Raw genomic sequence first — 23,199 nt, forward strand, 5'->3', positions numbered from 1 at the left:
AGGGCTAGCTGAGCGCGTTGCGGCAGGCGGCGGCCATGGCGATCGGCCCCAGCGCCACGGCGCCGGCCGCATAGGCCGCCAACAGGGCGAAGCCGGCCCTCCAGGGCAGGCCGCCCGCATAGGCGTCCAGCGCGCCGCCGCCGAAGATGACCGGCGGCACGAAGAGGGGCAGCACGATCACGGCGGTCAGCAGCCCGCCGCGGCGGGCGCCCAGGCTGAGCGCCGCTCCGATCCCGCCGACGAAGGCGAAGGCCAGCCCGCCCATCAGGGCGCAGGCGAAGATCAGCGGCGCCAGGTGCGGCTTGGCGCCCAGCGCGATGGCCGCGATCGGCGCGGCGAAGGCCAGCGGCGCGGCGGTCGCCAGCCACTGTCCCAGGCACTTGATGGCGCAGGCGATCTCCAGCGGCACCGGCGACAGGGTCAGCAGATCCAGGGCGCCGTCCTCGTAGTCGCGCTCGAACAGCCGGTCGAGAGAGAGCAGGGCGGCCAGCGCCAGCGCCACCCAGGCCGCGCCGGGCGCGATCGCCGCCAGCCGCGCGGGCTCGGGCCCCGTCGCCAGGGGCAGCAGGGTGGCGACCCCGGCGTAGAAGGCCAGCGACACCATCGGTCCGCCGCCGCGGCCCCAGGCCAGGGCGGCCTCACGCGACAGAAGTGCCATGGCGCGGCTCATGACGCGGTCTCCTCGGACCCGACCTCGACCGCCAGGGCCGGGATCGGCAGCGGGTCGTGCACCGCCGCGACGATCAGCCCGCCGCCCGCCAGATGCGCGGCCATGATCTCGCCGAAGCGGACGCGCCAGCCGGCGTCCAGCGGGCTGAGCGGTTCATCCAGCAGCCACAGCGGGCGCGGCGCGGCCAGCAGCCGGGCGAGCGACAGCCGCCGCCGCTGTCCGGCCGAGAGCCGTCGGACTTCGAGATCGAGCAGGCGGGTCAGGTCGAGCCGGGCGGCCGCCTCGCGCGCCGCCGTCTCGCTCGCGCCGCTCCAGCGCGCCCAGAACGCGAGCTCTTCCCAGGCGGTGCGGGCCGGCTTCTGGCCGTCCTGGTGTCCGGCCAGATGCACGTGCTCGGCGCGGGCGTCCTCGGGGTCCAGCCCGCCGAAGGTGATTTGCCCGGCCTCAAGCGGCACGAGGCCGGCGATAGCGCGCAGCAGGCTGGTCTTGCCCGCGCCATTGCGGCCGACCAGCGCGGCGGCCTGGCCGGCCGGGAGCTCGACGTTAAGTCCCGAAAACAAAAGCCTTCCGCCCCGCCGCAGCGCCAGTTTTTCGATCACCAGCGCCTCGATCACGCCGCGGCTCCTTGCGGGTGATTCTCAGGTAGCGAGGAAATACCTCCGCCTGCATGGACGGTTAGGAAATCAGGGTCTATGACGCCCGCGGCCGTCGCCACCTTGGGGGGCGTACGCGGCGCTGGGACGAACGCTGTGTGTCCGCCCCGAAAAGCGCGCGATCCCCGATGTGGTCCAAGAGCGGCCGAGAACAGAGGAAGGATCCCTGATATGGCGTCTAACGACAGCCTGAAGTCCCGCCGCGAACTGGTCGTCGGCGACAAGACCTACGTCTACTACAGCCTTCGCGCCGCAGAGGAAGCCGGTCTTTCGAACGTGGCGCGCCTGCCCGTCTCGATGAAGGTGCTTCTCGAGAACCTGCTGCGCAACGAAGACGGCACGACTGTCGGCCCTGACGACCTGAAGGCGCTGGCCGCCTGGATCGACAACAAGGGCTCCGTCGAGCACGAGATCAGCTTCCGCCCGGCCCGGGTCCTGATGCAGGACTTCACCGGCGTTCCGGCCGTCGTCGACCTGGCCGCCATGCGCGACGCCATGACCCAACTCGGCGCCGACCCCGAGAAGATCAACCCGCTGAACCCCGTCGACCTGGTCATCGACCACTCGGTCATGGTCGACCACTTCGGCACCGCCAAGGCCTTCGGCGAGAACGTCGAGCGCGAGTACGAGCGCAACATCGAGCGCTACCGCTTCCTGCGCTGGGGCTCGTCGGCCTTCAACAACTTCCGCGTCGTGCCGCCCGGCACCGGCATCTGCCACCAAGTGAACCTCGAGTACCTGGCCCAGACCGTGTGGCTGAACGAAGAGGACGGCGCTTCGGTGGCCTATCCGGACACCGTCGTCGGCACCGACTCGCACACCACCATGATCAACGGCCTGGCCGTTCTGGGCTGGGGCGTCGGCGGCATCGAGGCCGAGGCGGCCATGCTGGGCCAGCCGATTCCGATGCTGATCCCGGAAGTCATCGGCTTCAGGCTGACTGGCGCCCTGCCGGACGGCGCGACCGCCACCGACCTGGTGCTCACCGTCACCCAGATGCTCCGCAAGAAGGGCGTCGTCGGCAAGTTCGTCGAATTCTTCGGCCCGGGCCTCGCGGGCCTGACCCTGGAAGACCAGGCGACCATCGCCAACATGGCTCCGGAATACGGCGCCACCTGCGGCTTCTTCCCGGTCACCAAGGCGACCATCGACTATCTGCGCGCCACCGGCCGTGATCCGGCCCGCGCCGACCTGGTCGAAGCCTACGCCAAGGAACAGGGCATGTGGGTCGAGGCCGGCGACGCCGAGCCGGTCTTCACCGACACCCTCGAGCTCGACCTCGGCGCGGTTCTGCCGTCGCTGGCCGGCCCGAAGCGCCCGCAGGATCGCGTCCTGCTGTCGGACGCCGCCGCTGAGTTCAAGGCCGCCCTGGCCAAGGACTTCGGCAAGACCGGCGAAGAGCCCCGCGCCCCGGTGGCCGGTGAGAAGTTCGACGTCGGCAACGGCGACGTGGTCATCGCGGCCATCACCTCCTGCACCAACACCTCGAACCCCTCCGTCCTGATCGCCGCCGGCCTGGTGGCGAAGAAGGCGGTCGAAAAGGGCCTGAAGGTGAAGCCGTGGGTGAAGACCTCGCTGGCCCCCGGCAGCCAAGTCGTGACCGACTACCTGAAGGCCGCCGGCCTGACGAAGTCGCTCGACGCGCTGGGCTTCAACCTGGTCGGCTACGGCTGCACCACCTGCATCGGCAACTCCGGCCCGCTGCCGGAAGCCATCGCCGAGGCGGTCAACGCCAACGACCTGGTCGCCTGCTCGGTGCTCTCGGGCAACCGTAACTTCGAAGGCCGCGTGAACCAGGACGTCCGGGCCAACTACCTGGCCTCGCCGCCGCTGGTGGTCGCCTACGCCCTGGCCGGCAACATGAACGTCGACCTGGCCACCGAGTCCCTCGGCGTCGGCAAGGATGGCAACCCGGTGTTCCTGAAGGACATCTGGCCGACCTCGGAAGAGATCGCGACGCTGCAGCGCAAGCACGTCACCCAGAAGATGTTCGCGACCCGCTACGCCGACGTGTTCAAGGGCGACAAGAACTGGCAGGGCATCAAGGTGTCCGGCGGCCAGACCTACGCCTGGGACATGGGTTCGACCTACGTGCAGAACCCGCCGTACTTCCAGAACATGAAGATGGAGCCGGAGCCGGTCACCGACATCGTCGAGGCCCGCATCCTCGGCGTGTTCGGCGACTCGATCACCACCGACCACATCAGCCCGGCCGGTTCGATCAAGGCGACTTCGCCGGCCGGTGTCTATCTGCGTGAACGCCAAGTGCCCGCTACGGAGTTCAACTCCTACGGCGCGCGCCGCGGCAACCACGAGATCATGATGCGCGGCACGTTCGCCAACATCCGCATCCGCAACAAGATCACGCCGGAAATCGAAGGCGGCGTGACCAAGCACTTCCCGTCGGGCGACGTCATGTCGATCTACGACGCGGCCATGCGCTACCAGAGCGAAGGCCGTCCGGCGGTGGTGTTCGCGGGCAAGGAATACGGCACCGGCTCGTCGCGTGACTGGGCCGCCAAGGGCACCAAGCTCCTTGGCGTCCGCGCGGTGATCGCCGAGAGCTTCGAGCGCATCCACCGCTCGAACCTGGTCGGCATGGGCGTGCTGCCGCTGCAGTTCACCCAGGACGGCTGGCAGAAGCTGGGCCTGACCGGCGAGGAAATCGTCACCATCCGCGGCCTGACGGAGCTCGCGCCCCGCAAGCAGCTGACGGTCGAGATGTACCGTCCGTCGGACGGCCGCATCGCCCGCTTCCCGGTTCGTTGCCGCATCGATACCCCGACCGAGCTTGAGTATTTCAAGAACGGCGGCGTGCTGAACTACGTGCTGCGCAACCTGGCCGGCGGTTCGGCGGCCTAAAGTCTTGGTTTGCCTCTCTCCCGCAGAGGGGTAGATCATCGAGTTCGAGGGGGCCTGCACCCGTGCAGGCCCCCTCTTTCGTTTCCGCGCCGGTCAAAGCTGCTCACGCCTTGTTGAAATCCAAACCTCGGGGAAGTCCGCTTAATTGCGCCACGATGCGTAAGGCCGCGCTTTTCATTCTCCTGCTCTGCGTGATCCCCGTCGCCGCGGCCGCCAAGCCGCCGGTGGTCGTGGAGCTGTTCACGGCGCAGGGCTGCGCCTCCTGCGGGGAAGCCAACGCCAACCTGGCCAAGCTGGCCCAGCGGGAAGGCGTCCTGGCCCTGACCTTCCCGGTCGACTACTGGGATTATCTCGGCTGGTCGGACACCTTCGCCAAGCCCGAGTTCACCGCCCGTCAGAAGGCCTATGTCGCCCGGCTGGAACTGCGCGAGCCCTATACGCCGCAGGTCGTGGTCGACGGCCGCGCCCAGGCCGGCGGGCTGCAGACCGAGAAAGTCGAACGGCTGCTGTCCCAGGCGGCCAAGGCGCCGCACGATCCGCCGGACATGGCGTTCATCGGCGCACGCCGCGTCGACGTCGGCACCGGCCGCCCGCCGCGCGGCGGGGCCGAGGTGTGGATGGTCCGCTATGACCCGCGCGAGCACGACGTCGTGGTCAGGAAAGGCGACAACCGCGGCCAGACGGTCGCGCACCGCAATGTCGTGCGCGAGATCAAGCGTCTGGGTTCCTGGCGCGGCCGGCCGACCGCCTATCGGCTGCCGGCGGAGGCCGAGGAGGGCCTGGTGACCGCGGTGCTGGTCCAAGCGACCGACGGCGGCCACATCCTGGCCGCCGCGGTCAAGGAGTAGCTGCGGCCTCGCCCAGGGCGTTCAGAGCCCGGAAGTTCTGCGCGCCTTCGATCGGCGGCATCGCAAGCAGGATGTCGAACATCGCGATACTGAATTCGCAGAAGGCTGTCTGGCTGAGCGGATCATTCGCCTTCGCCGGATCCCCGCCGATCTCGCCGAAGGCGACCCGCAGGCGATCGTCGGACAACTGGTCGTAGGCGTCCATAGCGATGGCCTCGAGCGCCTTTTCGTTGATCCTCACCGCGGGAGCTTCCGGCGCGAGCGCAGTCTGCTCAAGCAGCTTGGTCATCACGCTCATCTCCCGCTGGGTCAGATCCTCGGGCAAGGCGCGGACCGCGGCGATGTCATATTGGCGGACGCCCAGGATCGATAGGCATCCGGCCGGATCTCTGGCGAGCGTCACCTTGGCCTGCTCCCGGGTGAGCTTAAGCACCGCCAGAGTGTTCTCGATGTTGGCCTTAGGCGTCTGTTGCGCCACCAGCTGGACCACGACTGCATTGAGGTCGGCGACCATGGCCTTATGGGGCCGTCCGCCATTTATGCCCTGGACCAGGCCATCCAGCACTTGGGCGTAGACGGCTGGGTAGTGCTTGGCCAGCATCGAATAGAGCGGGATGGTCTGCAGTTCTTCGGCCGCGGCCTCGCGGGCGATACGTTCGGCGGCCGCGGGCGACGCGAAAGCCAGCGTCAGGGCCAAGGCCGCCGCCAGGCGGCGCAGCGTCTTTGCGCGTGTCATCGATGTCCCCCCGGGGCGCGCCGGGCGCGGCGCTTGATCTTGAACTACCTATCCGCTCTCAGGGCTCAGACGCAACGAAGCCCGCGCGGGTGGGGGGAGGATCCGCGCGGGCTCGCATTGGGGTGCTCTATAGAAAGAAGCGCCGGTTGACCGAAGCCCGCGATCCAGGGGGGCTGGGGGGGCTGTTCAGGATCCGGGACCAGCAGGTTCCGGCCAACCGACGATGTGAATATCGGGGCCGGATCAGGCGCGCGAACGACCGAAATAAGGTCTTTCCGTGGCGCAACATTACGGCGGATTTAGTTTTGGGGGCGGCCGTGTCGACGGTGCAACTGGGGCGCACACAGAGGGTTTGTCGAGCACACGAATTTGGGGCACGCTGACCTCTGATGGCGCTTGATCCGCAACAGCAGCACGCACGGACCGCACAGGTCTTCTTCGAGCGTCGCGAGCTCAACCGCCTGCTTGCCCTCTATGGCCGCATGGTCGCCGCCGGCGAATGGCGCGACTACGGCATTGGCGCGCTGTCGGACGCCTGCGTGTTCTCGGTGTTCCGCCGCGCCTCAGAGGCGCCGCTCTATCGCATCGAGAAGCGCCCCGCCCTGGCTCGTCGCCAAGGCGCCTGGGCGGTCATCGGCCAGGGCGGCATGGTCCTGCGCCGCGGCCATGAGCTGGAGCAGGTGCTCCGCTTCTTCGACAAGGGCCGCTTCAAGGTCGTGGACTAGGCCCGTATCCGGAAGGCGTCGCCGCAAACAAAAACCCCGGCGGTTTCCCGCCGGGGCCTGGAAGGTCTGCGCTGCTCGCGCCTAGCGGCGATCGCCGAGGAAGGCGAGCAGGAACTGGAACAGGTTGATGAAGTCGAGATACAGGTTCAGCGCACCGTAGTTGGTCGCCACGCCCATTGCGGCCTGGTCGCCGCCCATCTCGTAGTAGCTCATCTTCAGGCGCTGGGTGTCCCAGGCGATCAGACCGGCGAAGATGAATACGCCCACCGCGTTGATGATCAGGTACATCATCGGGTTCTTCAGGAAGATGTTCACGACGCTGGCGATCACCAGGCCGACGAGGCCGATGATCAGGAAGCTGCCGAAACCGGTCAGGTCCTTCTTGGTCGTGTAGCCCACCAGAGACAGGGCGCCGAAGGCCGCCGCCGTGATCAGGAAGGTCGAGAAGATCGAGGCGCCCGTATAGACGAAGGTCAGTACGCCCAGACCCGCGCCGATCAGGCTGACGATGGTCCAGTAGTAGATGCCCGACGACCGCGGCGTGACGTTCTTCATGGCGAAGGCGCCGAAGAGGATCACGGCCAGCGGCGCGAACGCCACGATCATGCCGAGCAGGGTGTAACCGACCTTGCCCGTCGGCGAGACGGTGAACATCAGGTCGCGAACCGGCGGGAAGGTGCCGGTCACAAACGCCAGAGCGGCGGAGAGCAGAAGACCCAGCGCTACCTTGTTGTAGACGCCGAGCATGAAGCTGCGCAGACCCGCGTCCACCGACATGTCGGCGCGATCTACGGGGACCGTGCGCGCGTAGCCGCGGTTATAGTCGCTCATAGGGATGTTGGCCCTTCTAGACGCGCCCCTAGCGGACGCATTGCGAATATCGTGTTCCATGAGCCTGCTTGCAAGGCTGGGTCGATTACGATTGCGTCAGTACGTCAGCACCTTAGGTAGGCTTCCATGATCCGCCTGTTCGCCGCGCTCGCCATTCCCGAGGAGGTCGCCGAAGACCTGATCGCCCGTCAGGATCGTTTGCCCGGTGCGCGATGGCGGCCGCCCGAGGCGTTTCACATCACTCTGAGGTTCGTCGGCGACGTGGCCGAGAACGTCGCGGCCGACCTCGACGCCGAACTTACCACCGTGGGTGGCGGGCCGCTGGAATTGTCCCTTGGCGGCGTGGGGGCTTTCGGCGAAGGCGCCGACATCCACGCGATCTGGGCCGGCGTGGACGACAACGAGGGACTGCGCCACCTGGCCCGGTCCTGCGAAACAGCCGCCCGTCGCGCTGGGCTCAAGCCAGACACCCGGGTCTACAAGCCGCACGTCACCCTGGCCTATCTGCGCCGCCCCAACCCGGCCGACGTCGCCGTCTGGATCCAGGAAAACAACCTGCTGCGCACCGAGCCCTTCCGCGTGACCAGCTTCGGACTCTATTCCAGCTGGCAGTCCGACCAGGGCTCCTGGTATCGGGCCGAGCGCGAGTATCCGCTGTACTGAGGCTCAGGCCTGGACCGCGTGATCTTTGAGGACGCCGAGCGTCACGATCGCCAGCGTCTCCTCGTGCGTGGCCTCCAGCACCACCTGCGGCGCGGCGCCGGCGTCCAGCGCCTCCTTCCAGCGCGGCGCGCACAGGCACCAGCGGTCGCCGGGCTTCAGCCCTTCGAAGCCGTACTCCGGCATCGGGGTCGAGAGGTCGTTGCCGATCATCTTGGAGTAGGCGAGGAACTCCGCCGTCATCACCGCGCAGACCGTGTGCAGGCCCAGGTCGTGCGGTCCCGTCTCGCAGCAGCCGTTGCGGAAGAATCCGGTCACGGGGTCGAGCGAGCAGGCGAGCAGCTCGCCGCCCAACACGTTCTTGGCGCCGGCGTCGTATCGGGTGGTCATGGCGCCATCCTAACCCTTATGACTGGGCCTTAGCCAGGAGCCCGCAGATCGTGATCGTCGCCCGCCCGCGCCGCAGCGCCCTCTACATGCCCGCCGCCAACGCCCGCGCGATCGAGAAGGCCCGCGAACTGCCCTGCGACGTGGTGATCCTCGACCTGGAGGACGCGGTCGCGCCCGAGGCCAAGGAGAGCGCGCGCGACCAGGCGGCCGCCGCGGTGAAGGCCGGCGGCTTCGGCCGGCGCGAGGTGGTGATCCGGGTGAACGGCCTCGACACGCCATGGGGGCTGGAGGATCTGGCCGCGGCGATCGACGCGCGGCCCGACGCCATCCTGGTCCCCAAGGTGTCGAGCGCCCACGACGTGCGGGCCTACGGCGCGGCCGAGGCCGGCGGCGTGCCGCTGTGGGCGATGGTCGAGACCTGCGCGGCGCTGTTCGCCCTGGGCGAGATCGCCGGGGCCGGCGCCGGGCTCGGCGCCCTCGTGGTCGGAACCAACGACCTGGCAAAGGAGATGCGCTGCCGCCTGAGCGTGGAGCGCGCGGCGCTGACCGGGCCCCTGTCGCTGATCGTCGCCGCGGGCCGCGCCCATGGCCTGGCGGTGCTGGACGGCGTGTTCAACGAGATCGAGGACGACGCCGGCCTGGCGGTCCAGTGCGCCCAGGGGCTGGAGTTCGGCTTCGACGGCAAGACCCTGATCCACCCGCGCCAGGTCGAGGCCGCAAACGCGGCCTTCAGCCCCTCGCCCGAGGAGGTCGCGTGGTCGCAAGTGGTCGTCGCGGCCTTCGATTCGCCGGAAAACGCCGTTAAGGGTGTTCTTAAAGTCGAGGGGCGCATGGTTGAGCGGTTGCACCTGGCTCAGGCGCGGCGCGTGATCGCCGTGGCTGAAGCCATCGCCGCGGCGTGAGGCGTGATTTGAACTATCTTCTGAGGTCTTCGATCGGGCTCCTGGCCCTGGCCGCCGCGTCCGTGGCCCAGGCGCAGGACGTCGTCGATCCGATCGGCTCCATCCTCGATCAGGTCGACGAGGACACCGCCGAGACGCTTGGCGCGCCGCCTGTCCCGCAACCTGCGCCGCCGCAGCCGGCCCCCGCGCCGGCTCCCGCGACCTATCCGGCTCCCGCGCCGGCCGCCGCAGTTCCCTACACGCCCGTCCCCGCGCCGCCGGCGGAGCGCCCGGCCGTCTACCAGCTGCCGCCGGCCTACACCCCGCCGCCGCCGCCGCCGCCGCGTCGTCCGCTGCTGAGCGCGCCGGTCACGGTCGACGAGTACGACAAGACGCCCGAGGCTCCGCTCAACGCGGTCGAGCTCGGCTATGAGAGCCGGCTGCGCTCGTCCTTCGCCTCGGCCCAGGGCATGCAGGGGCCGATGGACGGCGCCTGGATGCTGCGCTCACGCTCGGGCGAGACGCTCTATTCCTTCATGCTGGTGGACAAGGGCGGCGGCACGCTGGAAGGCGCCTGGCGCGATCCGCGCCGGCGTGGATCGCCCGACGCCTCGGGCTTCATGGTCGACATCCAGCGCGTCGGCTCGCAGGTCAGCGCCAGCTTCTATCCGCGCGCCGGCGGCGGCGTGGCGACCGTGATGCTGACCCCCGGCGGCGGCGGCGAGTGGTCGGGCGACCTGCTGGAAGGCCGCGACCGCACCGCCGTCACCCTGCGCCGAAACTAGGCCAGCCCCAGGGCGGCGCGGGCCGCGGCGACGACCGCCGCGAGGTGTTCGGCTCGATAGGGCTCGGCGGGGCTATGGCCCCACACCGGGCCGGGCCAGGCCGGGTCCTGCGCCCGGCGGCCGATCACGTGCACGTGCAGCTGCGGCGTGACGTTGCCCAGCGCCCCCACGTTCAGCTTGTCGACCTGGAAGCCCAGCGCCCGCACCGCACGGCCGGCCGCCAGGATCTCGTCGGTGAGCGCGGCGAGCTCCTCGCGCGCCAGATCCTCCAGCTCGCGGGCCCCGACCTGGCGCGGGATCAGCACGATCCAGGGATAGCGCGCGTCGTCCTGCAGCCGCGCATGGCTGATGGGCAGTTCGCCCAGGGCGTGGGAGGTGGCCAGGAAGGCCGGATCGATCTCGAACATGACCTCGGTTTGGTAGACCGCGGCGCGCGGCGAGTCACTTGCGCTTGCCGCAAAGCCCTTGCGGGTCTAGACCGCGCGCGATTTCGCACTGCAAACACGGGACAGTTCCATGACCACGAAAAAGCCGATCCGCGTCGCTGTCACCGGCGCCGCCGGCAATATCGGCTACGCCCTTCTCTTCCGCATCGCCTCGGGCGAAATGCTGGGCAAGGACCAGCCGGTCATCCTGCAACTGCTCGAAATCCCGACCGAGGGCGCGCAGAAGGCCCTGAAGGGCGTGGCCATGGAACTGGAAGATTGCGCCTTCCCGCTGCTGGCTGACATGGTCCTGACCGACGACGCCAACGTCGCCTTCAAGGACGCCAACTGGAACCTGCTGGTCGGCTCCAAGCCGCGCGGTCCGGGCATGGAGCGCGCCGACCTGCTGAAGGACAACGGCAAGATTTTCATCGCCCAGGGCAAGGCCATCGACGCCGTCGCCGCTGACGACGCCCGCGTCGCCGTGGTCGGCAACCCCTGCAACACCAACGTCATGATCGCCGCCGCCCAGGCCAAGCGCCTGACCGCCGACCGCTTCACCGCCATGGTGCGTCTGGACGAGAACCGCGGCCGCGCCCAGCTGGCCAAGAAGGCCGGCGTCTCGATCAACGACGTCAGCGACCTCTACATCTACGGCAACCACTCGCCGACCATGTTCGCCGACTTCACCCACGCCAAGATCGGCGGCAAGCCGGCCGCCGAAGTCATCGGCGATGAAGCCTGGCTGAAGAACGACTACCTCCCGGCCGTCGGCAAGCGCGGCGCGGCGATCATCGAGGCCCGCGGCCTGTCGTCGGCCGCCTCGGCCGCCAACGCCCTGATCGACCACGTGCGCGACCTGACCACGGTCGGCGCGGTCCACTCGGTCGCCATCAACAGCGAAGGCCGCTACGGCTTCGCCGAAGGCGTCTGGGCCGGCATGCCGGTGAAGACCACCGCTACCGGCTACGACGTGATCACCTCCTACGAGATGGATGACTTCGCCAAGTCGAAGATCGCCCTCACCAACGAGGAACTGGTCGGCGAGCGCGACACCGTGAAGGACCTGCTCGGCTAAGACCGGAGCTGCCTGACGTCGAAGGGCCGGCCCGCATCGCGGCGCCGGCCTTTTTCGTGCGCGGCTATCGGCGGCCGTAGCGGACCCGGCCGGCGGCGATGTCCTCGAGCTCGCCGATGCGGCGGTCGTAGGCCGCGGCGACGGCCCGCGGCGAGCGCAGCGCGGCTTCCTCGCGATAGGCCAGCCAGGCGTCCTGGTCGGCGCGCAACGCCTCCTGCGGCGCGCCCGAGCGTTCCGCCCTCCGATAGGCGCGGGCCAGATGCCGGTCGGCGGCGGCCAGCACGGCGTCGGTGCAGACCATCTCCTCGGCCAGCGAGGCGGCGTTGCGGCAATCGAAGCTCGGCCTCGCCGCGCCCGGCGGTTCGGGCGCGACGGGGGCCTCCGGCGCCCACGGGGGCTCCGGGGCGATCGGCGCCTGCGGCGCGGGCTGGACGAGCGGCGGCAGCGGTTCGGGCGGCGACGGCGGCGGGGGACCGCCGGCCAGCTCGGGGGGCAGGGTCTCCAGCGGCGGGCCGGGCGGCAGCGGCGCCGCCGGCGGAAGCTCGGCCATGACGATGTCCATCTGCCGTTCCGGCGTGGCGGGGGCGGCCTGCTTCATCGGCGTGCGCGGCATGAGGTCGGTGACCAGTTGCGGCCGGGCCGCCAGGCCGAGCCCTACGCCCAGCACGCAGGCGATCGCCACGCCGCCCAGCATCGCCTTGCGGCCCATGCGCCGGCGCGGCGGCGAAGGATCGCGCGGCTCCAGGGTCAGGGGCGGTTCGCCATCGAAGGTCATGACGCCACCCTACGCGCACGGGCTGAACGCGGGCTGAACCGCTGGCGCGCCTGGCCGAACCTTGAGATGGTCACGCCATGAGCCTCGGACCGACCCTGGAAACCGCCCGCCTGATCCTGCGTCCCATCTCGGGCGAAGACTTCGAACCCTGGGCCGCCTTCGCCGCCGACGAGGAGGCCTCGCGCTTCCTGGGCGGGCCGCAGCCGCGGGAAACCGCCTGGCGGATGATGTGCACCATGGCCGGCTCCTGGGTGGTGCGCGGCTTCGGCATGTTCTCGGTGCTGGAGAAGGACAGCGGCCGCTGGGTCGGCCGGCTGGGGCCCTGGCAGCCCGAGGGTTGGCCCGGGACCGAGGTCGGCTGGGGGATCGCGCGCGAGTTCTGGGGCAAGGGCTTTGCGCCCGAGGGCGCGACGGCGGCCATCGACTGGGCGTTCGAGGACCTGGGCTGGACCGAGGTCATCCACTGCATCGATCCGGGCAACACCAATTCGCAGGGCGTGGCGCGCAAGCTCGGCTCCTCGATCCTGCGCCACACGCTGCTGCCGCCCCCGATCAGCGAGAGCGTCGATGTGTGGGGCCAAAGCCGCGAACAGTGGCTCGCGCGCCGCACCTAGTCCTTTGGTTTGGTGGTCCATGCCCTGAGGTTATGGATCAAGGCCATCCGCGCTCGCGCAGCGGCTTGGCGCAGGCGCCGCTGATCGGGATCTCGGAGCGTCCTTGAGCAGGCGAGGCGAGGGCTCTCGCCGCAGACCGGAAACGCGCGCGCGAGATCTGCTCGCCTCGGACGGCGTCGATGCGCAGGGTCCCGCCCCGGAGGGGAGGCTCAGCCCAAGTGGCGGGTCACCCATTTCGAAGGCGCCCGCAGCGCCAGAAACACCGCCGCCGCCAAACTCGGCCACCCCGCTCATGGGGCCGTTTTCGAACCGCAGACGGCATGCAGCCGAGAAAACCCTATTGGGTCACATGAGGAAGCGCGGCTGGCGCGCGTCTTAATGGTCGAGCGATTGTTGTGATTGGTCTTTCTACGATGACGCAGGCGTCACGATTGTATACAGTAGACGAAAATACGCGGTTTTGTTGGGGGCTCGCGGTTGCCACATTGAGCGGTGGCGCCTATAACCCCGGCCGTCCGCCGAGCCCGGCGGGTTTCCCGATCACGCGTTACGCGGCCTCATGAACATCCACGAGCATCAAGCCAAGTCCGTCCTCTCCGAGTTCGGCGTGGCGGTCCCGCGCGGCTATGCCGCCTTTTCCGTCGACGAAGCGGTCAAGGCCGCCCAGGACCTCGGTGGTCCGGTCTTCGTCGTGAAGTCCCAGATCCACGCCGGCGGACGCGGCAAGGGCCGCTTCGAAGGCCTCGGTCCCGACTCCAAGGGCGGCGTCCGCGTCGTCAAGTCGGTCGATGAGGTCAAGGCCAACGCCGAGGAGATGCTCGGCCGCGTACTGGTGACCCACCAGACCGGTCCCAAGGGCAAGCAGGTGAACCGCCTCTACATCGAGGAAGGCGCCGCGATCGCCAAGGAATTCTACCTGTCGCTGCTGGTCGACCGCGAAACGAGCCGTGTCTCGGTCGTGGCCTCCACCGAAGGCGGCATGGACATCGAGGAGGTCGCGCACTCGACCCCCGAGAAGATCGTCACGTTCTCCATCGACCCGGCCACCGGCGTCTTCCCGCACCACGCCCGCGCGCTGTCCAAGGCGCTCGGCCTGACGGGCGGCCTGGCCAAGGAAGCGGCCACGCTCCTGACGCAGCTCTACACGGCGTTCCTCGCCAAGGACATGAGCATGCTGGAGATCAACCCGCTGATCGTGACCGGCGATGACCACCTGCGCGTCCTCGACGCCAAGGTCAGCTTCGACTCCAACGCGCTGTTCCGTCACCCGGAGATCGTCGCCCTGCGCGACGAGAGCGAAGAGGACCCGAAGGAAATCGAGGCCTCCAAGTTCGACCTCAGCTACATCGCCCTCGACGGCGAAATCGGCTGCATGGTCAACGGCGCGGGCCTGGCCATGGCCACCATGGACATCATCAAGCTCTACGGCGCCGAGCCGGCGAACTTCCTGGACGTCGGCGGCGGCGCCGACGAGCCCAAGGTGACGGCGGCGTTCAAGATCATCATGGCCGACCCGAACGTGAAGGGCATCCTGGTGAACATCTTCGGCGGCATCGCTCGTTGCGATATCCTCGCCAACGGCGTGGTCAACGCGGTGAAGCAGGTCGGCCTGTCGGTTCCGCTGGTGGTTCGCCTCGAGGGCACCAACGCCGAACTCGGCAAGAAGATCATCAACGAAAGCGGTCTGAACGTGATCGCGGCGAACGACCTGTCGGACGGCGCTGAAAAGATTGTCAAAGCCGTGCGGGAGGCGAACTGATGTCCATCCTCATCGGTAAAGAGACCCGCGTCATCTGCCAGGGCATCACCGGCGCCCAGGGCACCTTCCACTCCGAGCAGGCCATCGCCTACGGCACCAAGATGGTCGGCGGCGTGACCCCCGGCAAAGGCGGCCAGACGCACATCGGCCTGCCGGTGTTCGACACCGTGGCCGAAGCGGTCAAGCAGACCGGCGCCGACGCCAGCGCGATCTACGTCCCGCCGCCCTTCGCGGCCGACTCGATCCTGGAAGCCATCGACGCCGAAGTCCCGCTGATCATCTGCATCACCGAGGGCATCCCGGTGACCGACATGATCAAGGTCAAGAAGGCCCTGGCCGGCTCCAAGTCGCGCCTGATCGGCCCGAACTGCCCCGGCGTGCTGACGCCGGACGCCTGCAAGATCGGCATCATGCCGGGCAACATCTTCAAGAAGGGCTCGGTCGGCGTGGTTTCGCGCTCCGGCACCCTGACCTACGAAGCCGTGTTCCAGACCACCAACGTCGGCCTCGGCCAATCGACGGCGGTCGGCATCGGCGGCGACCCGGTCAAGGGCACCGAGTTCATCGACATGCTCGACCTGTTCCTCAAGGATCCGGAAACCGAGTCGATCATCATGATCGGCGAAATCGGTGGTTCGGCCGAAGAAGACGCGGCCGAGTTCATCAAGAATTCAGCCATCAAGAAGCCTATGGTCGGCTTCATCGCTGGCCGTACGGCGCCTCCGGGCCGCCGCATGGGCCACGCCGGCGCGATCATTTCGGGCGGCAAGGGCGGTGCGGAAGACAAGATCGCTGCGATGGAGGCCGCGGGCATCCGCGTCTCGCCGTCGCCGGCGAAGCTGGGCGAAACACTTCTTCAGGTGCTGAAAGGCGCCTGACGGCGAGCCGGGCGCCTGGAAGGCGTCCGGCGACAACCTAAGTAGTATGGGCGGTCCGCGCTCGGCTCCTTCTTCCTGAAGTCCGCGCGACGGACTCCGGGAAAAAGCGGACGACATGGCGGACGACGGCAGTCTGATCAACGAGGTTCTCGCGGAGACCTCATTCCTCTACGGCGGCAATGCCGCGTTTGTGGAGGATCTCTATGCGAGATGGGTGGCCAACCCCGCCTCCGTCGACGCGTCCTGGCAAGCCTTCTTCGCCTCGCTGAACGACCGCGCCGAAGAGGTGAAGGCCGCCGCCGGCCAGCGCTCCTGGACCAAGCCGGGCGCCCCCGCCGCGCGTCCCGACTGGCTCTCGGCCATCGACGGCCTCTGGCCGGCGGTCGAGGCGAAGGTCGGTGCCAAGGTCGCCGAGCGCGCCGCGCCCAGCGCTTCGCCGGAATCGGTCCGCGCCGCCACCCTCGACTCCCTGCGTGCGATCATGATGATCCGCGCCTACCGGATGCGCGGTCACCTGCGCGCCAATCTCGATCCGCTGGGCATCACGGTTCCGGACGGCGACGCCTCCGAGCTCGATCCCGCGACCTACGGCTTCACCGAGGCCGACTACGACCGTCCGATCTTCCTGGACTATGTGCTGGGTCTTGAGACCGGCACGATCCGCGAGATCCTGACGATCCTGAAGCGCACCTACTGCGGCGACATCGGCGTCCAGTACATGCACATCTCCGACCCGGCCCAGAAGGCCTGGCTGCAGGAGCGCATCGAGGGCCGCGACAAGGAGATCCACTTCACCAAGGAGGGCAAGGTCGCCATCCTCAAGAAGCTGATCGAGGCCGAAGGCTTCGAGCGCTTCCTGCACAAGCGCTACCCCGGCACCAAGCGCTTCGGCCTCGACGGCGGCGAGGCGATGGTCCCGGCGATGGAGCAGATCATCAAGCGCGGCGGCGCCCTGGGCGTGCGCGACATCGTGCTCGGCATGCCGCACCGCGGCCGCCTGAACGTGCTGGCCGCCGTGATGGCCAAGCCCTACCACGTCATCTTCCACGAGTTCCAAGGCGGCTCGTCGGTGCCCTCCGACATCGAGGGCTCTGGCGACGTGAAGTACCACATGGGCGCCTCGTCGGACCGCGCGTTCGACGGCAACAACGTCCACCTGTCGCTGACCGCCAACCCCTCGCACCTGGAGATCGTCAACCCGGTCGTCCTGGGCAAGGCGCGCGCCAAGCAGGCCTTCACCCTGCGTGAAGCGCCCGAGAGCGGCCGCGGCCACGTCCTGCCGCTGCTGCTGCACGGCGACGCGGCCTTCGCCGGCCAGGGCGTTGTGGCCGAGTGCTTCGCGATCTCCGGCACCAAGGGCTACCGCACCGGCGGCACCATCCACTTCATCGTCAACAACCAGATCGGGTTCACGACGGCGCCGCAGTACAGCCGCTCCTCGCCCTATCCGTCGGATGTGGCGCTGATGGTCGAGGCGCCGATCTTCCACGTGAACGGCGACGACCCCGAAGCCGTGACCTACGTCGCCAAGGTGGCCACCGAGTTCCGCCAGCAGTTCGGCAAGGACGTCGTCATCGACATGTTCTGCTACCGGCGGTTCGGTCACAACGAGGGCGACGACCCGACGATGACCTCGCCCTTGATGTACGCCAAGATCAAGGACCACCCGCCGACCCGCGAGCTCTACGCCCGCAAGCTGGTCGCCGAGGGCGTGGCCACCGAGGCCGAAGTCGCCGGTTGGGTGACCGAGTTCGAGGACTTCCTCGACAAGGAGTTCGAGGCCGGCAAGACCTACAAGGCCAACAAGGCCGACTGGCTGGACGGCAAGTGGGCGGGCCTGGCCCTGCCCGAGGGCGACGATCGCCGCGGCGACACCAGCGTGCCGATGCAGAAGCTGGTCGACCTCGGCCAGAAGATCACCGCCATCCCCGAGCGCCTGGATGTCCACAAGACGGTCCGCCGCGCCATCGAGAACCGCCGCGCGGCCATCGAGGCCGGCGAAGGCCTCGACTGGGCGACCGGCGAGCACCTGGCCTTCGCCAGCCTGCTCGACGAGGGCTTCCCGGTCCGCCTGGCCGGCCAGGACAGCGTCCGCGGCACCTTCGTGCAGCGCCACACCGACCTGATCGACCAGAAGACCGAGGAGCACTACACCCCGCTCTCGCACCTGCGTCCGGGCCAGGCCCACTTCGAGGTCATCGACTCGGCGCTGTCGGAGGAGGCGGTGCTGGGCTTCGAGTACGGCTTCTCGCTGGCCGACCCCAAGACCCTGACCCTCTGGGAAGCCCAGTTCGGCGACTTCGCCAACGGCGCCCAGGTGGTCATCGACCAGTTCATCTCGTCGGGCGAACGCAAGTGGCTGCGGATGAGCGGCCTGGTGATGCTGCTGCCGCACGGCTACGAAGGCCAGGGTCCCGAGCACTCCTCGGCTCGCCTCGAGCGCTTCCTCCAGCTCTGCGCGGAAGACAACCTGCAGGTCGTCAACTGCTCGACCCCGGCCAACTACTTCCACGCCCTGCGTCGTCAGCAGCGCCGCGAGTTCCGCAAGCCGCTGATCGTCATGACGCCGAAGTCGCTGTTGCGGCACAAGAAGGCGACCTCGACGATGGCCGATCTGGCCGAGGGGTCTTCCTTCCACCGCGTGCTGAACGACGACGCCGAGCGCGGCGTCAACACTTCGGTCAAGCTCGCCCCGCCGGACAAGATCCGCCGCGTCGTGCTGTGCTCGGGCAAGGTCTATTACGACCTGCTGGACGCGCGCGAGGAGAAGGGCGTCGACGACGTCTACATCATGCGCCTCGAGCAGTTCTATCCGTGGCCGGTGAAGTCGCTGTCGACGGAACTGTCGCGCTTCCCGAACGCTGAGCTGGTCTGGTGCCAGGAAGAGCCGAAGAACATGGGCGGCTGGACCTTCGTCGACCCGTGGCTGGAGCTCACCCTCGAGCGCCTCAAGGTCAAGGCCAAGCGCGCCCGCTACGTCGGTCGCCCGGCCTCGGCCTCGACCGCCGCAGGCCTGATGAGCCGCCACATGCGTGAACTGCAGAACTTCCTCGCGGACGCCTTCGCTTAAAGTCCCGAGCCGACAGACTTCCCAAAAAGAACAGAGCGAAAAGAGAGACAGGTACTTCCAATGGCCGACATCATGACCCCCGCCCTGGGCGAGTCCGTCACCGAGGCGACGGTCGCGCGCTGGACGAAGAAGGCGGGCGACGCCGTTCGGAAGGACGAGATCCTGGTCGAACTGGAAACGGACAAGGTGAGCCTCGAGGTCGCCGCTCCCGCGGACGGCGTCCTTGAGTTCATCGCCGCCGAAGAAGGCGCGACCGTCGAGCCGGGCGCCGTGCTCGGCCGCCTGGCCGAAGGCGCCGTGGCTGCGGCCCCCGCCGCCGCGCCGGCTCCCAAGGCCGAGGCGCCCAAGCCCGCTCCGGCGCCGGCTCCGGCCCCCGCGCCCGCCGCGGCTCCGGCCGCCGCCGCGCCGCTGGCCCCCTCGGCCCAGCGCATCGTCGCCGAGAACAACCTCGACGCCGGCTCCATCGCCGGATCGGGCAAGGCCGGCCGCGTGACCAAGGGCGACGCCCTGGCCGCTCTGGAAGCCCGCGCCAACGCTCCGGCGGCCCCCGCCGCTCCGGCCGCGCCGCGTGAGATCCACGAGCGCGAAGAGCGGGTCCGCATGACCCGCCTGCGCCAGACCATCGCGCGCCGCCTGAAGGAAGCCCAGAACGCCGCGGCCATGCTCACGACCTTCAACGAGGTCGACATGAGCGCGGTCATGGCCCTGCGCAACCAGTACAAGGACGGCTTCGAGAAGAGCCACGGCGTGAAGCTCGGCTTCATGAGCTTCTTCGTGAAGGCGGTGATCCACGGCCTCAAGCACGTGCCGGACGTCAACGCCGAGATCGACGGCACCGACGTCATCTACAAGAACCACTATGACATCGGCGTCGCCGTCGGCACCGAAAAGGGCCTGGTGGTTCCGGTGCTGCGCGACGCTGACGCGCTGTCGCTGTCGGGCATCGAAAAGGGCATCGGCGCCCTGGGCAAGAAGGCCCGCGACGGCCAACTGGCCCTCGAAGACCTGCAAGGCGGCACGTTCACGATCTCGAACGGCGGCGTCTACGGTTCGCTGATGTCGACCCCGATCCTCAACGCGCCGCAATCGGGCATCCTGGGCATGCACAAGATCCAGGAACGTCCGATGGCCGTGAACGGCCAGGTGGTGATCCGTCCGATGATGTACCTGGCGCTCAGCTACGATCACCGCATCGTCGACGGCCAGGGCGCGGTGACCTTCCTGGTCCGCGTCAAGGAAGCCATCGAGGACCCGCAGCGCCTGCTGCTGGACGTCTAAGCTCCGCCCGAGACGGGTAGATCGCATTCTATGGCGGCGGGGCTCTTACGCCTCGCCGTTTTGCTAAGGACTGGAAGAGCAATGGCTCAATACGACGTCATCATCATCGGCGGCGGCCCTGGCGGCTACAACGCCGGCATCCGCGCGGGCCAGCTGGGCCTGAAGGCCGCTGTGGTGGAAAAGCGCGTCACCCTCGGCGGCACCTGCCTCAATGTCGGCTGCATGCCCTCCAAGGCGCTGCTGCACGCCTCGGAACTTTATGAAGCCGCCGGCGGCGACTTCGCCACCCTCGGCATCGAGGTGAAGCCCAAGCTGAACCTCGTGCAGATGATGAAGCAGAAGGCCGACTCGGTGATCGCCCTGACCAAGGGCATCGAGTTCCTGTTCAAGAAGAACAAGGTCGACTGGGTGAAGGGCGCCGGCAAGATCGCGGGCCCCGGCAAGGTCGAAGTGACCGCCGAGGACGGCTCGGTCACCACCCTGGAAGCCAAGAACATCGTCATCGCCACCGGCTCGGAACCGACCCCGCTGCCGGGCGTGACCATCGACCAGGAGCGCATCGTCGACTCCACCGGCGCGCTCTCGCTGCCGGAAGTGCCGAAGAGCCTGATCGTCATCGGCGCCGGCATCATCGGCCTGGAGCTGGGTTCGGTGTGGCGCCGCCTGGGCTCCAAGGTGACCGTCGTCGAGTTCCTCGACCGCATCACCCCGGGCATGGACGCCGAAACCGCCAAGACCTTCCAGCGCTCGCTGACCAAGCAGGGCATGGAGTTCAAGCTGGGCGCCAAGGTGACCGCTGCGACCGCCTCGAAGAAGAGCGTCTCGCTCACCGTCGAGCCGGTGGCCGGCGGCGCGGCCGAGACCCTGGAAGCCGAGTACGTGCTGGTCGCCATCGGCCGGCGTCCCTACACCGAGGGGCTGGGCCTGGAGAGCGTCGGGATCACCCCGGACAAGCGCGGCTTCATCGAGACCGACCACTTCAAGACCTCGGCGCCCGGCGTCTGGGCCATCGGCGACGCCATCCACGGCCCGATGCTGGCCCACAAGGCCGAGGAAGACTCGGTCGCCTGCATCGAGACGATCGCCGGCAAGTACGGCCACGTGGACTACAATCTGGTCCCCAGCGTGGTCTACACCTACCCGGAAGTGGCCTGGGTCGGTCAGACCGAGGAGCAGCTGAAGGACGCGGGCGTCGCCTACAAGGTCGGCAAGTTCCCGTTCAGCGCCAACAGCCGCGCCAAGATCAACCATGAGACCGAAGGCTTCGCCAAGGTGCTCGCCGACGCCAAGACCGACGAGATCCTCGGCGTCCACATCGTCGGCCCGCAGGCCGGCGAGATGATCGGCGAATACTGCGTGGCCATGGCCTTCAAGGCGGCCAGCGAGGACATCGCCCGCGTCTGCCATCCGCACCCGACCCGCTCGGAAGCCGGCCGTCAGGCCGCCATGGGCGTCGAAGGCTGGACGATGCAGGCCTGATGATCGTGAGGCGTGCGCAGGCCGGGGAGATCGCGGCCTGCGCGGCGCTTTACGAGCGCGTCCTGCGCGAGACCTTCCTCTGGGTCCCGCCCGAGCAGCACCAGGCCTCGGACTTCCTCGCCCATGCGCAGGACGAGGAAGTCTATCTGGCGCAGGACGGCGACCGCCTGCTGGGCGTCGCCGGCTTCCACCGGCCCGGGAATTTCCTGCATTCGCTCTATGTCGAGACCCGCGGCGCCGGCGTCGGCAAGGCCTTGCTCGATCACGTGACGGCCGCCGCCGACGGCCCGCTGTCGCTCAAATGCCTGTCGCCCAATCTGCGGGCCCAGGACTTCTACCTGCGCGAGGGATTTCGCATCGTCGATATCGGCCGCGACCCCGACGCGGCGTTCACCTGGCTGCGGATGAGCCGCTAAATTCCTCTTCGACCTGTCACAGTCGGGGCGTAGGTTCTCCGCAGACAGGAGGATCGACATGGCCGCTTCCCTGCTTCTGACCGCCCTGGCCGCGACGGCGCTGTCCGCCCCGCCACCCCCCTCGTGCCCCAAGGAGGCGACCCTTCAGGTCGCCGATCCCACGCGTCCCGCCGCCCTGCTGCGGCCGGAGGACCGCCGTGGCCCCGCCGGCGCCCAGACCCTGGCCAGCCTGCCGCCGGCCGGCATGCACCTGACGGTCATGCGCTCGGTGGGCGGCTGCGCCATCCCGACCCTGGTCCGCCAGAACGTCCAGGGCGACGGCCGCTTCGCACGGCCGCAGCGCTAACTGTCATCCCGGTTTGCGGAGCAAGACCGGGCGCCGGTCTTCGGCTGCGGCCTAGTCCGTAATCGCCCGGCGGTTTGGCCCGACCATCAGCCCTTCGATGCGCGAGCCTTCTGCCCGCAGCACCGGCCGCAGCCGTTGGAACAGCCGCGCGTAGTTGTAGAACGGCACGCTCGGCCACAGGTGGTGCATCAGGTGCAGGTTCTGCTGCAACAGCACGAAGGTCCCGCCCGGCCACAGGCTGACGCGGGTGTTCAGATAGCGCTCGGTGCGGTCGAACGGGTGGTGCGGCAGCCACTGGAAGAAGATGTTCAGCGCCAGGATGCCGATCCGGGTCGGCAGGAACCACAGCATCAGCCACTCGGCGACATGCCCGGTCGCGAACGCCGCGACCAGCAGGGCAAGCGTCAGCAGGGTCACCGCGCTGACCTGGGCGATCTCGCCGGGGCTCAGGATGGCGCCCAGCCGCTTGTAGCGATCGGGGTTGATGAACCGCATCGCCCCGACCGGGATCAGCGACATCGGAACCATGATCGCCCATTTGCGCAGCAGCTGGGCGAAGGTCCCCTTCACCGAGATGTCGGGGTCGCGCTCTGTGTTGGTGTGCGAGTGGTGCAGCACGTGGGTCCGCTGCAGCGCCGGCCAGCCCGACCCCATGCCCAGCGAGCCGATCCAGCCGACCAGTGTATTGATCCAGGCCAGGCGCTTGGGACTGGCGACCACGTTGCCGTGGATGGACTCGTGGACCAACGTGTAGTGGGCGTAGGATATGATCGCCAGAACGGGCGTGCAGGCCCACAGCGGCCAGGCGCCGGTGAAGCCCAGCGCGATGACGCCGATCAGCGCCGCCGGCAAGGCGAGGGCGAGTAACAAGGTCGGCCAGGCGACAGCCGGCGACAGTTCCTGCGCGATCCGCCGCTCGTCGGCATGTGAAATCCCGATCGCCGCGCGCAGCGCTTTTGGGTCGTGAGCGCCGTCAGCCATGACCAATCCTCCCATCCCCACTGCTCGGGGGTTGGAGTGACGATAGCGACTTCGAAAAT

23 protein-coding genes are annotated in these 23,199 nt (G+C 68.5%); 15 read left to right on the forward strand and 8 right to left on the reverse strand.

Annotated elements, in window-relative coordinates; genetic code table 11:
* Nucleotides 1–4: 4 nt before the first annotated feature.
* Together ccmB and ccmA are read right to left on the reverse strand one after the other, a co-directional pair.
* Nucleotides 5–670 (reverse strand): heme exporter protein CcmB, encoded by a 666-nt coding sequence (ccmB, locus tag ASC79_RS08225; RefSeq protein ID WP_056026935.1) that lies wholly within the window; start codon nt 668–670, stop codon nt 5–7.
* Nucleotides 667–1,284 carry a heme ABC exporter ATP-binding protein CcmA gene (gene ccmA / locus ASC79_RS08230; RefSeq protein ID WP_056026937.1) on the reverse strand — a complete coding sequence of 206 codons (618 nt, stop codon included), beginning with the start codon at nt 1,282–1,284 and terminating at the stop codon, nt 667–669. The genes ccmB and ccmA overlap by 4 nt, the downstream gene beginning before the upstream one ends.
* A gap of 210 nt (nt 1,285–1,494) precedes the next feature.
* On the opposite strand from ccmA, the gene acnA reads away from it, so the two are divergent.
* Both acnA and ASC79_RS08240 read left to right on the forward strand, forming a co-directional pair.
* Nucleotides 1,495–4,185, forward strand: coding sequence for an aconitate hydratase AcnA (gene acnA / locus ASC79_RS08235; RefSeq protein WP_056026940.1), 2,691 nt, complete (start codon nt 1,495–1,497; stop codon nt 4,183–4,185).
* Nucleotides 4,186–4,340: 155 nt separating this feature from the next.
* Nucleotides 4,341–5,033, forward strand: coding sequence for a thioredoxin family protein (locus ASC79_RS08240; RefSeq protein ID WP_056026943.1), 693 nt, complete (start codon nt 4,341–4,343; stop codon nt 5,031–5,033).
* Here ASC79_RS08240 and ASC79_RS08245 read toward each other — a convergent pair.
* Nucleotides 5,023–5,769: a hypothetical protein gene (locus ASC79_RS08245; protein WP_056026946.1), complete on the reverse strand. Its 747-nt coding sequence runs from the start codon at nt 5,767–5,769 to the stop codon at nt 5,023–5,025. The genes ASC79_RS08240 and ASC79_RS08245 overlap by 11 nt on opposite strands.
* 389 nt (nt 5,770–6,158) lie before the next feature.
* Between ASC79_RS08245 and ASC79_RS08250 the strand changes: the two genes are divergently transcribed.
* On the forward strand, nt 6,159–6,494 hold the full coding sequence (locus ASC79_RS08250; RefSeq protein ID WP_056026949.1) for a DUF2794 domain-containing protein: 336 nt from the start codon (nt 6,159–6,161) through the stop codon (nt 6,492–6,494).
* Nucleotides 6,495–6,575: 81 nt separating this feature from the next.
* Here ASC79_RS08250 and ASC79_RS08255 read toward each other — a convergent pair whose 3' ends face one another.
* Nucleotides 6,576–7,325 (reverse strand): Bax inhibitor-1/YccA family protein, encoded by a 750-nt coding sequence (locus ASC79_RS08255; protein ID WP_056026952.1) that lies wholly within the window; start codon nt 7,323–7,325, stop codon nt 6,576–6,578.
* A 126-nt stretch (nt 7,326–7,451) separates the two neighbouring features.
* Here ASC79_RS08255 and thpR point away from each other — a divergent pair, with 126 nt between their 5' ends.
* A complete protein-coding gene (thpR, locus tag ASC79_RS08260) occupies nt 7,452–7,988 on the forward strand; it encodes an RNA 2',3'-cyclic phosphodiesterase (protein ID WP_056026955.1) in 537 nt (178 codons plus the stop codon).
* A 3-nt stretch (nt 7,989–7,991) separates the two neighbouring features.
* Here thpR and ASC79_RS08265 read toward each other — a convergent pair whose 3' ends face one another.
* Nucleotides 7,992–8,375 (reverse strand): DUF2237 family protein, encoded by a 384-nt coding sequence (locus tag ASC79_RS08265; protein WP_056026958.1) that lies wholly within the window; start codon nt 8,373–8,375, stop codon nt 7,992–7,994.
* A 47-nt stretch (nt 8,376–8,422) separates the two neighbouring features.
* Between ASC79_RS08265 and ASC79_RS08270 the strand changes: the two genes are divergently transcribed.
* Both ASC79_RS08270 and ASC79_RS21025 read left to right on the forward strand, forming a co-directional pair.
* Nucleotides 8,423–9,277: a CoA ester lyase gene (locus ASC79_RS08270; protein WP_235528852.1), complete on the forward strand. Its 855-nt coding sequence runs from the start codon at nt 8,423–8,425 to the stop codon at nt 9,275–9,277.
* 8 nt (nt 9,278–9,285) lie between these two features.
* Entirely contained in the window at nt 9,286–10,041 is a 756-nt protein-coding gene (locus ASC79_RS21025; protein WP_056026961.1) for a hypothetical protein, read from the forward strand.
* On the opposite strand, the gene ASC79_RS08280 is transcribed toward ASC79_RS21025, so the two are convergent.
* Nucleotides 10,038–10,448, reverse strand: coding sequence for an HIT domain-containing protein (locus tag ASC79_RS08280; RefSeq protein ID WP_056026963.1), 411 nt, complete (start codon nt 10,446–10,448; stop codon nt 10,038–10,040). The two genes, ASC79_RS21025 and ASC79_RS08280, sit on opposite strands and share 4 nt — an antisense overlap.
* 109 nt (nt 10,449–10,557) lie before the next feature.
* On the opposite strand from ASC79_RS08280, the gene ASC79_RS08285 reads away from it, so the two are divergent.
* Nucleotides 10,558–11,544 (forward strand): malate dehydrogenase, encoded by a 987-nt coding sequence (locus ASC79_RS08285; RefSeq protein WP_056026967.1) that lies wholly within the window; start codon nt 10,558–10,560, stop codon nt 11,542–11,544.
* Between the two features lie 64 nt (nt 11,545–11,608).
* On the opposite strand, the gene ASC79_RS21690 is transcribed toward ASC79_RS08285, so the two are convergent.
* Complete coding sequence (locus ASC79_RS21690; RefSeq protein WP_056026969.1) at nt 11,609–12,319, reverse strand: lysozyme inhibitor LprI family protein; 711 nt, start codon at nt 12,317–12,319, stop codon at nt 11,609–11,611.
* 77 nt (nt 12,320–12,396) lie between these two features.
* On the opposite strand from ASC79_RS21690, the gene ASC79_RS08295 reads away from it, so the two are divergent.
* From ASC79_RS08295 to ASC79_RS08330, 8 genes are all read left to right on the forward strand, one after another.
* Nucleotides 12,397–12,933: a GNAT family N-acetyltransferase gene (locus ASC79_RS08295; protein ID WP_056026972.1), complete on the forward strand. Its 537-nt coding sequence runs from the start codon at nt 12,397–12,399 to the stop codon at nt 12,931–12,933.
* 559 nt (nt 12,934–13,492) lie between these two features.
* Nucleotides 13,493–14,692 (forward strand): ADP-forming succinate--CoA ligase subunit beta, encoded by a 1,200-nt coding sequence (gene sucC / locus ASC79_RS08300; RefSeq protein WP_056026975.1) that lies wholly within the window; start codon nt 13,493–13,495, stop codon nt 14,690–14,692.
* Nucleotides 14,692–15,570 carry a succinate--CoA ligase subunit alpha gene (gene sucD / locus ASC79_RS08305; RefSeq protein ID WP_056026978.1) on the forward strand — a complete coding sequence of 293 codons (879 nt, stop codon included), beginning with the start codon at nt 14,692–14,694 and terminating at the stop codon, nt 15,568–15,570. The genes sucC and sucD overlap by 1 nt, the downstream gene beginning before the upstream one ends.
* A 115-nt stretch (nt 15,571–15,685) precedes the next feature.
* Nucleotides 15,686–18,640: a 2-oxoglutarate dehydrogenase E1 component gene (locus tag ASC79_RS08310; RefSeq protein ID WP_056026981.1), complete on the forward strand. Its 2,955-nt coding sequence runs from the start codon at nt 15,686–15,688 to the stop codon at nt 18,638–18,640.
* Between the two features lie 60 nt (nt 18,641–18,700).
* A complete protein-coding gene (gene odhB / locus ASC79_RS08315; RefSeq protein WP_056026984.1) occupies nt 18,701–19,918 on the forward strand; it encodes a 2-oxoglutarate dehydrogenase complex dihydrolipoyllysine-residue succinyltransferase in 1,218 nt (405 codons plus the stop codon).
* Between the two features lie 81 nt (nt 19,919–19,999).
* Complete coding sequence (gene lpdA, locus ASC79_RS08320; protein ID WP_056026988.1) at nt 20,000–21,397, forward strand: dihydrolipoyl dehydrogenase; 1,398 nt, start codon at nt 20,000–20,002, stop codon at nt 21,395–21,397.
* Nucleotides 21,397–21,813, forward strand: a complete 417-nt coding sequence (locus ASC79_RS08325; RefSeq protein ID WP_056026991.1) for a GNAT family N-acetyltransferase — start codon at nt 21,397–21,399, stop codon at nt 21,811–21,813. Before lpdA ends, ASC79_RS08325 begins: the two co-directional genes overlap by 1 nt.
* 58 nt (nt 21,814–21,871) lie before the next feature.
* On the forward strand, nt 21,872–22,159 hold the full coding sequence (locus ASC79_RS08330; protein WP_056026994.1) for a hypothetical protein: 288 nt from the start codon (nt 21,872–21,874) through the stop codon (nt 22,157–22,159).
* A gap of 51 nt (nt 22,160–22,210) precedes the next feature.
* Here the strand turns inward: ASC79_RS08330 and ASC79_RS08335 are convergent, their stop codons facing one another.
* On the reverse strand, nt 22,211–23,140 hold the full coding sequence (locus ASC79_RS08335; protein ID WP_056026997.1) for a fatty acid desaturase: 930 nt from the start codon (nt 23,138–23,140) through the stop codon (nt 22,211–22,213).
* Nucleotides 23,141–23,199 lie beyond the last annotated feature (59 nt).

The organism is Phenylobacterium sp. Root1290, assembly GCF_001425305.1.
Lineage (GTDB): Bacteria > Pseudomonadota > Alphaproteobacteria > Caulobacterales > Caulobacteraceae > Phenylobacterium.

Coding starts and splice junctions, on each gene's coding strand:
- ASC79_RS08285 (WP_056026967.1), top strand. CDS start 10,558: ATGACCACGAAAAAGCCGATCCGCGTCGCTGTCACCGGCGCCGCCGGC.
- acnA (WP_056026940.1), top strand. CDS start 1,495: ATGGCGTCTAACGACAGCCTGAAGTCCCGCCGCGAACTGGTCGTCGGC.
- ASC79_RS08265 (WP_056026958.1), bottom strand. CDS start 8,375: ATGACCACCCGATACGACGCCGGCGCCAAGAACGTGTTGGGCGGCGAG.
- ASC79_RS08250 (WP_056026949.1), top strand. CDS start 6,159: ATGGCGCTTGATCCGCAACAGCAGCACGCACGGACCGCACAGGTCTTC.
- sucC (WP_056026975.1), top strand. CDS start 13,493: ATGAACATCCACGAGCATCAAGCCAAGTCCGTCCTCTCCGAGTTCGGC.
- ASC79_RS08325 (WP_056026991.1), top strand. CDS start 21,397: ATGATCGTGAGGCGTGCGCAGGCCGGGGAGATCGCGGCCTGCGCGGCG.
- sucD (WP_056026978.1), top strand. CDS start 14,692: ATGTCCATCCTCATCGGTAAAGAGACCCGCGTCATCTGCCAGGGCATC.
- ASC79_RS21690 (WP_056026969.1), bottom strand. CDS start 12,319: ATGACCTTCGATGGCGAACCGCCCCTGACCCTGGAGCCGCGCGATCCT.
- ASC79_RS08245 (WP_056026946.1), bottom strand. CDS start 5,769: ATGACACGCGCAAAGACGCTGCGCCGCCTGGCGGCGGCCTTGGCCCTG.
- ccmB (WP_056026935.1), bottom strand. CDS start 670: ATGAGCCGCGCCATGGCACTTCTGTCGCGTGAGGCCGCCCTGGCCTGG.
- thpR (WP_056026955.1), top strand. CDS start 7,452: ATGATCCGCCTGTTCGCCGCGCTCGCCATTCCCGAGGAGGTCGCCGAA.
- ASC79_RS08335 (WP_056026997.1), bottom strand. CDS start 23,140: ATGGCTGACGGCGCTCACGACCCAAAAGCGCTGCGCGCGGCGATCGGG.
- ASC79_RS08295 (WP_056026972.1), top strand. CDS start 12,397: ATGAGCCTCGGACCGACCCTGGAAACCGCCCGCCTGATCCTGCGTCCC.
- odhB (WP_056026984.1), top strand. CDS start 18,701: ATGGCCGACATCATGACCCCCGCCCTGGGCGAGTCCGTCACCGAGGCG.
- ASC79_RS08310 (WP_056026981.1), top strand. CDS start 15,686: ATGGCGGACGACGGCAGTCTGATCAACGAGGTTCTCGCGGAGACCTCA.
- ASC79_RS08240 (WP_056026943.1), top strand. CDS start 4,341: ATGCGTAAGGCCGCGCTTTTCATTCTCCTGCTCTGCGTGATCCCCGTC.
- ASC79_RS08280 (WP_056026963.1), bottom strand. CDS start 10,448: ATGTTCGAGATCGATCCGGCCTTCCTGGCCACCTCCCACGCCCTGGGC.
- lpdA (WP_056026988.1), top strand. CDS start 20,000: ATGGCTCAATACGACGTCATCATCATCGGCGGCGGCCCTGGCGGCTAC.
- ASC79_RS08330 (WP_056026994.1), top strand. CDS start 21,872: ATGGCCGCTTCCCTGCTTCTGACCGCCCTGGCCGCGACGGCGCTGTCC.
- ASC79_RS08255 (WP_056026952.1), bottom strand. CDS start 7,325: ATGAGCGACTATAACCGCGGCTACGCGCGCACGGTCCCCGTAGATCGC.